This is a genomic window from Rhizobium halophilum, assembly GCF_021648825.1.
Taxonomy (GTDB): Bacteria; Pseudomonadota; Alphaproteobacteria; order Rhizobiales; family Rhizobiaceae; genus Neorhizobium; species Neorhizobium halophilum.
In genome coordinates, this window is sequence record NZ_JAKJHS010000011.1 from 114,418 (window position 1) to 120,563 (window position 6,146).

The 6,146-nt window shown below is 65.4% G+C and carries 4 protein-coding genes; all 4 read right to left on the minus strand.

The genetic code is table 11. The annotated features are described in order from the left end of the window. Window positions 1–3,171: an excinuclease ABC subunit UvrB gene (gene uvrB, locus LXM96_RS18335; RefSeq protein WP_240000005.1), complete on the minus strand. Its 3,171-nt coding sequence runs from the start codon at window positions 3,169–3,171 to the stop codon at window positions 1–3. 98 nt (window positions 3,172–3,269) lie between these two features. Beyond that, a complete protein-coding gene (locus tag LXM96_RS18340; protein WP_240000006.1) occupies window positions 3,270–3,662 on the minus strand; it encodes a GFA family protein in 393 nt (130 codons plus the stop codon). A gap of 61 nt (window positions 3,663–3,723) precedes the next feature. Then, a complete protein-coding gene (locus LXM96_RS21900) occupies window positions 3,724–4,140 on the minus strand; it encodes an MFS transporter (protein ID WP_394801995.1) in 417 nt (138 codons plus the stop codon). Continuing rightward, window positions 4,062–4,931, minus strand: coding sequence for an MFS transporter (locus LXM96_RS18345; RefSeq protein ID WP_394801996.1), 870 nt, complete (start codon window positions 4,929–4,931; stop codon window positions 4,062–4,064). The genes LXM96_RS21900 and LXM96_RS18345 overlap by 79 nt, the downstream gene beginning before the upstream one ends. Window positions 4,932–6,146 lie beyond the last annotated feature (1,215 nt).

Here is a 6,146-nt window from a genome sequence, read left to right on the forward strand (position 1 = left end):
TTACCGCCCCGGACGCCCCGTCTTGCCCTTGGTCCGCCCCTTGCGCTTCTGCTCGCCGGGATCTTCGTAGGAGCCGACGCCGACCTTGCCGCGGATGACGGGGGACGGGTCGCCACGCTCCGGCTGGCCCTCCAGGAGCGGCGAGACGCGCTGGCCAGACCCCCTCACCAAGTTCGCCTCGCCAATCGGCTGCGCCTCTTGGGGCGAACTATCCTCTCCCACCGAGGGAGAGGAGGGGCGCTGCGCGCCCGGCTTTGCCGGCAGCTTGCCGGGCAGGGGTTTTTCGGTGCGGCCGACGGTCATTTCGTCCAGCGTGTTCTTGCGGAACAGGGGTGTCGGCATGTCGGTGCCGGGGCCCATGTTGTCGAGGGTGGGCTTGGCGAAGTAGGAGGCGGCCGTACCCGATCTCCCCCCTTGAGGGGGAGATGCCCCGTTAGGGGCAGAGGGGGGTGAGCCTTCGGGCGCAGAGGGTGCAGTGCCCCCCTCTGTCCTGCCGGACATCTCCCCCTCAAGGGGGGAGATCGCCCCGCGGCGGCCGCTCGGTCCACCATTTCTGTCCGCTTTGCCGGCCCGTTCCCGTGCTCTCGCTTCGCTCTTTCCGTTCCCCCTCGCGCCTTCGGCGCTCGACGCCTCTTGGCGCGCAATGGGATCGTCCATGGCCGACAGTTCCACGGCCTTGAGGCGCTTGATCTCGTCGCGCAGGCGCGCGGCCTTTTCGAAGTCGAGGTCGGCGGCGGCGTTGCGCATGTCCTTTTCCAGCGCGTTGAGATGCGCCTGGAGGTTGTTGCCGACGAGGTGGCCGCCATCGGCAAAACCCTTGCCGGAGACGCCGGAGATATCGGCGCGGACGTGGTCTCGCTCGTAGACGCTATCGAGGATGTCGGCGATGTTGCGCTTGACCGATTCCGGCGTGATGCCGTGGGCGGTGTTGTATTCCATCTGCTTTTCGCGCCGGCGCGCGGTTTCGTCCATGGCCCGCTGCATGGAGCCGGTGACCTTGTCGGCATAGAGGATGACCTTGCCGTCGACGTTTCGCGCGGCGCGGCCGATGGTCTGGATCAAGGAGGTTTCGGAGCGCAAAAAGCCTTCCTTGTCGGCATCGAGAATGGCGACGAAGCCGCATTCGGGAATGTCGAGGCCTTCGCGCAGGAGGTTGATGCCGACCAGCACGTCGAAGGCGCCCAGCCGCAGGTCGCGGATGATCTCGATGCGCTCCAGCGTGTCGATGTCGGAATGCATGTAGCGGACGCGCACGCCCTGTTCGTGCAGGTATTCGGTGAGGTCTTCCGCCATGCGCTTGGTGAGCACGGTGCACAGCGTGCGGTAGCCCTTCTGGGCGGTCTCGCGGATCTCGCCGAGCACGTCGTCGACCTGGCTCTTGGCGGGGCGCACCTCCACCGGCGGATCGATGAGTCCGGTCGGGCGGATGACCTGTTCGGCAAAGACGCCGCCGGCCTGTTCCATCTCCCAGTTGCCGGGGGTGGCGGAGACGGCGACGGTGAGCGGCCGCATGGCGTCCCATTCCTCGAAGCGCAGCGGCCGGTTGTCCATGCAGGACGGCAGGCGGAAGCCGTATTCGGCCAGCGTCGCCTTGCGGCGAAAATCGCCGCGATACATGCCGCCGATCTGCGGGATGGTGACGTGGCTCTCGTCGATGAAGATCAGCGCGTTGTCGGGGATGTATTCGAAGAGCGTCGGCGGCGGCTCGCCAGGGCGGCGGCCGGTGAGATAGCGCGAATAGTTCTCGATGCCGTTGCAGGCGCCGGTCGCTTCCATCATCTCGATGTCGTAGCGGGTGCGCTGTTCCAGCCGCTGGGCTTCGAGCAGCCGGCCGGCGGCCTCCAGCTCGGCGAGGCGGTGCTTCAGCTCCTCCTTGATCGACTTGATGGCGGCGTTCAGCGTCGGGCGCGGCGTGACGTAGTGGGAGTTGGCGTAGATCTTGACGCTCTTCAGGTCGCCGGTCTTCTGGCCGGTGAGCGGGTCGAACTCGGTGATGGCGTCGATCTCGTCGCCGAACATGGAGATGCGCCAGGCGGCATCCTCCAAGTGGGCAGGGAAGATCTCGATGGTATCGCCGCGCACGCGAAACGAGCCGCGCTGGAAATCCATGTCGCGGCGCTTGTATTGCTGGGCGACGAGATCGGCCAAGAGCTGACGTTGATCCAGCCGGTCGCCGACCGACATCTGGAAGGTCATGGCGGTATAGGTTTCCACCGAGCCGATACCGTAGATGCAGGAGACCGACGCGACGATGATGCAGTCGTCACGCTCGAGGATGGCACGGGTGGCGGCGTGGCGCATCCGGTCGATCTGCTCGTTGATCGACGATTCCTTTTCGATGAAGGTATCGGAGCGCGGCACATAGGCTTCCGGCTGGTAGTAGTCGTAATAGGAAACGAAATACTCCACCGCGTTGTCCGGGAAGAAGCTCTTGAACTCCGAATAGAGCTGGGCGGCAAGCGTCTTGTTGGGGGCGAGGATCACGGCCGGGCGCTGGGTCGCCTCGATCACCTTGGCCATGGTGAAGGTCTTGCCCGAGCCGGTGACGCCGAGCAGCACCTGGGAGCGCTCGCCGGTGTTGATGCCCTCGACCAGGTCCTTGATCGCGGTCGGCTGGTCGCCGGCGGGCTCGTAGTCGGAGACCATGCGGATGGCGATGCCGCCTTCCGACTTTTCCGGCCGGGCCGGGCGGTGCGGCGTCCACAGCTTGCCGTCCTTGAACAGCGGATTGCCGGATTCGATCAGCTTCGCCAGCGCATCCACCGTGGCGGTGACGGCGCCGGGGGCAAGCGACTGGGCGTCCTCGAGGCTGATGTCCATGCCGGCGACGGGGTTGAGGCCGGCGGCGGCGCGGGTCTTCGGGTCGGAGGAGGCACCGATGGAGACGCCGCGGGCGGTTTTCGAGGCCGTGGTGTGTTTTGCCGTTTTCGGCTTGTCCTTGGCCGCTTCCTTGATCGCGGCTTCGCGGGCGGCGATCTCGATCTTCTTGCGGTGCTTGCCGGCCTTCGAGGCGATCTCGCGCTGCGTCTCGATGCCGGACGCTTCCGCTTCCGCCTCCATCTGCTTCACCCAGTCCGACACGCTGCCGGAGAGCGGCGCGCCTTCAAACGGGGATTGCGGGGCTTCTTCGAAACCCTTCGAGGCGGGGGACTTGCGGGGGGATCTGGCCATGGGCGGAATATGGCGAGTCGGCGGGGGAAAGTGAAGGGGGCGCGGCGGAAAATGAGTACAAAAGGGAAACGCGTAAACGCTGTCGCCGTGCGGTGACGTCAATCCTCCGTGCGGCCGGTGCCGTCCCGGTCTCGCTCGTAATGGTGCTTCAGGGCGAAGGGCGCCAGCCAGCTTTCGCGGCGGATCGTCCAGAGCTCGTAGCTGGGGGTGAACTGGTCGGGGGCGTCGAGCGCGCCGAGCGCCACCTCGATCTCGTCGTCGCTGACGGCGAAGACGGAGGAGCCGCAGCGGGGGCAGAAATGCCGGCCGCGAAACTCCGACGTCTCGCCCTCGATCGTCACGGCTTCGGCCGGGAAGATTGCGGAAGCGTTGAACGGGGCGCCGTGATGTTTGCGGCAGTCGAGGCAGTGGCAGAGGCCGACCCGGTAAGGCTTGCCGCGGGCGGTGAGGCGGAGCTGGCCGCAAAGGCAGCCGCCGGTGACGTCGTCCATGATGCGCTCCTTCTTGTCGTGACGGGAGGCTAGGGCGAAGGCCCGGCGGCGGCAAGGTTTCTCAGGCCACGGCGCCGGCCGGTTCTGCCTCCTTGCCCGGCAGCGGCGGGAAGGCAAGCGCGATGAGGACCGCCCCGAGGCCGACGAGGGCGGAGCCGATGAACAGCCACTGGTAGCTGGCGAAGGCGTCGAAGGCCCAGCCGCCCGCGAGCGGCCCGAAGGCCATGCCGACGGAGGACAGCATGGTGGCGGCGCCGAAGACGGTGCCGACCACATGCGGCCCGAAATACTCCCGCGCCAGCACCGCATAGAGCGGCATGACGCCACCATAGGTGCCACCAAAAATCACCGCCAGCGTATAGAAGCTCGTCAGACTGTCGGCGGCGAGATAAAGGGAGATCACGGCTGCCTGGACGAGGAGGCCCGCCACCAGCACCGGCTCGACGCCGATCCGGTCGGCGAGCACGCCGAAGAGCACGCGGCCGCCGAGCCCCGCCAGCCCCTCGACGCTGTAGATGCTGACGGCGGCCAGGGGGCGATGCCGCAGAGCATGGCATAGCTCACCATGTGGAAGATCGGCCCGGAATGGGCGGCGCAGCAGGCAAAGAAGGTGAAGCCGAGCACGAGGAATTGCGGCGTGAGCAGGAGGCGCGACAGCGGCTGTCGGCGGGCTTCGACGGCCTCCGCCTGTTCCCCTTCCGACAGCGCCGGCGGCTGGCGGATCAGCAGGGCGGTCGGCAGGAGGAACGCCCAGGCGCCGACGCCGATCATCAGCATGGCGGTGCGCCAGTCATAGGCGGAGATCAGGGTGCGGGCGAGCGGCGACACGGTCATCGGCGCCATGCCCATGCCGGCGGAGACGAGCGAGACGGCAAGCCCGCGCTGCTCGGTAAACCAGGTCATCACGGCGGCGATCATCGGCGCGAAGAAGGCGCTGGCGGCAAGGCCCACCAGCGTGCCATAGGCGAGCTGGAAGGCAAGCAGGCTTTCGGCGCGGCTTGCCAGCACCAGCGCCAGGCCGAGCAGGACCGAACCGATCAGGACCACGATCCGGGCGCCAAAACGGTCGGTCAGCGAGCCCCAGAGGAAGCCGCCGACGCCCATGACCAGGAAGTTCAGCGTCATGGCGGTGGAAATGCCGGCGCGCGACCAGCCGGTCTCGCTCGCCACCGGCTCCAGGAAGATCGCCAGCGAAAACATGGTTCCCGCCGCGACGCAGCCCATCAGCCCGCCGGCGGCAACGATCACCCAACGATATGCACGTGCCATGACCCTCTCCCGAACAAAGCCGGCGGTGGCGCCGGCGAGGTTATATGAGGCAAGGACGGATGGGGAGAGGGGATTCCGACAGGGGGGTGTAAGATCGGGTTCGGCAGGGTCGGACCAGACAATAACCGGCGCGTCGACCGAAGCGGACTCAGAGCATGGACGAGATTATGTGAGTAAACCGGATGGCATGTTAGGAGGCGCGAATGGAATGGCTGGTGTTGTAACAGGGGAAGCCGCCACTGTCATCCGACGTCTAGAACGACGCCCTTCTGGGGATCGAAGCAAGTGTGCTCCTAGCTCTCGCATCTAGATTGGCGTTGCACCACTCAACGGGCACCGGAGACGCCCTCTGCAGGATCGCTGCTTCGAGCGCTACCCACAGCAGGCTCCATTCCCGGTTACTTGTCCTATGCCTGTACACCCCTTGCCCCTCATGCTCCATTATGCGCGTTTGCGTGATGATCTCCTCCGCGCTACGCGAGCGGGGCAAGTCGAAATCCTCGAGCAACGTTTGTAATTCGCCCAAGGTTGAAATCCCCTCCATAGCGGGTTTGTCAGATACAAATGGATATCCTGACAAAGTCACATGGCTTCCAGACGTTTCAGCCGACCAAATTGAGAGAAGACCCTGGACAAGGGATGATCGCCTCTTCGATCAGCAGCTTCATCTGGTCATCTGACCCTTAATAACCTGAGGGCACTCGAACAGGGGCGAGCGAAGCGAGTTCCAGCTGAAGAGAGGCTGCGGCCTTCGAATGGAGCAAGGGTCGGCCACCGTACAGAGGAGAGCGGCGAGAACAGGTGCAGGTCTAGACGCAGCCGAATGTTGGCGGGCGGCGTTATAGCTGCTTCCACGCTCTTCCGGCCAGCCTTTCGCCAACATGCTCAGGCGCTGCGCCTTTCTGAGGCGTTCGGTCAGCTCGGCAGACTGTAGGGGACGCGTTCGTCGCAGCGGCGAGGGAGGCCGGCCTTCTTCAGTGACGGATGGAGCACTCGCTCCCGTTACAGCGCTCGCACAGCTTGCGGAAGACGTCCGGGAACTTTGGGTGGAAGAGGTTGTTGAATCTGAACTCGTGGCAATAAAGGAAGCTTTGATATGATCGACACAAAGACTCACGGCATCATCGACTACGTGACGGGCGCCCTTCTGATTATGGCGCCTTACGTCTTCGGATTTGCGAACGGCGGCGTGCAGCAGTGGCTTCCGCAGGTTCT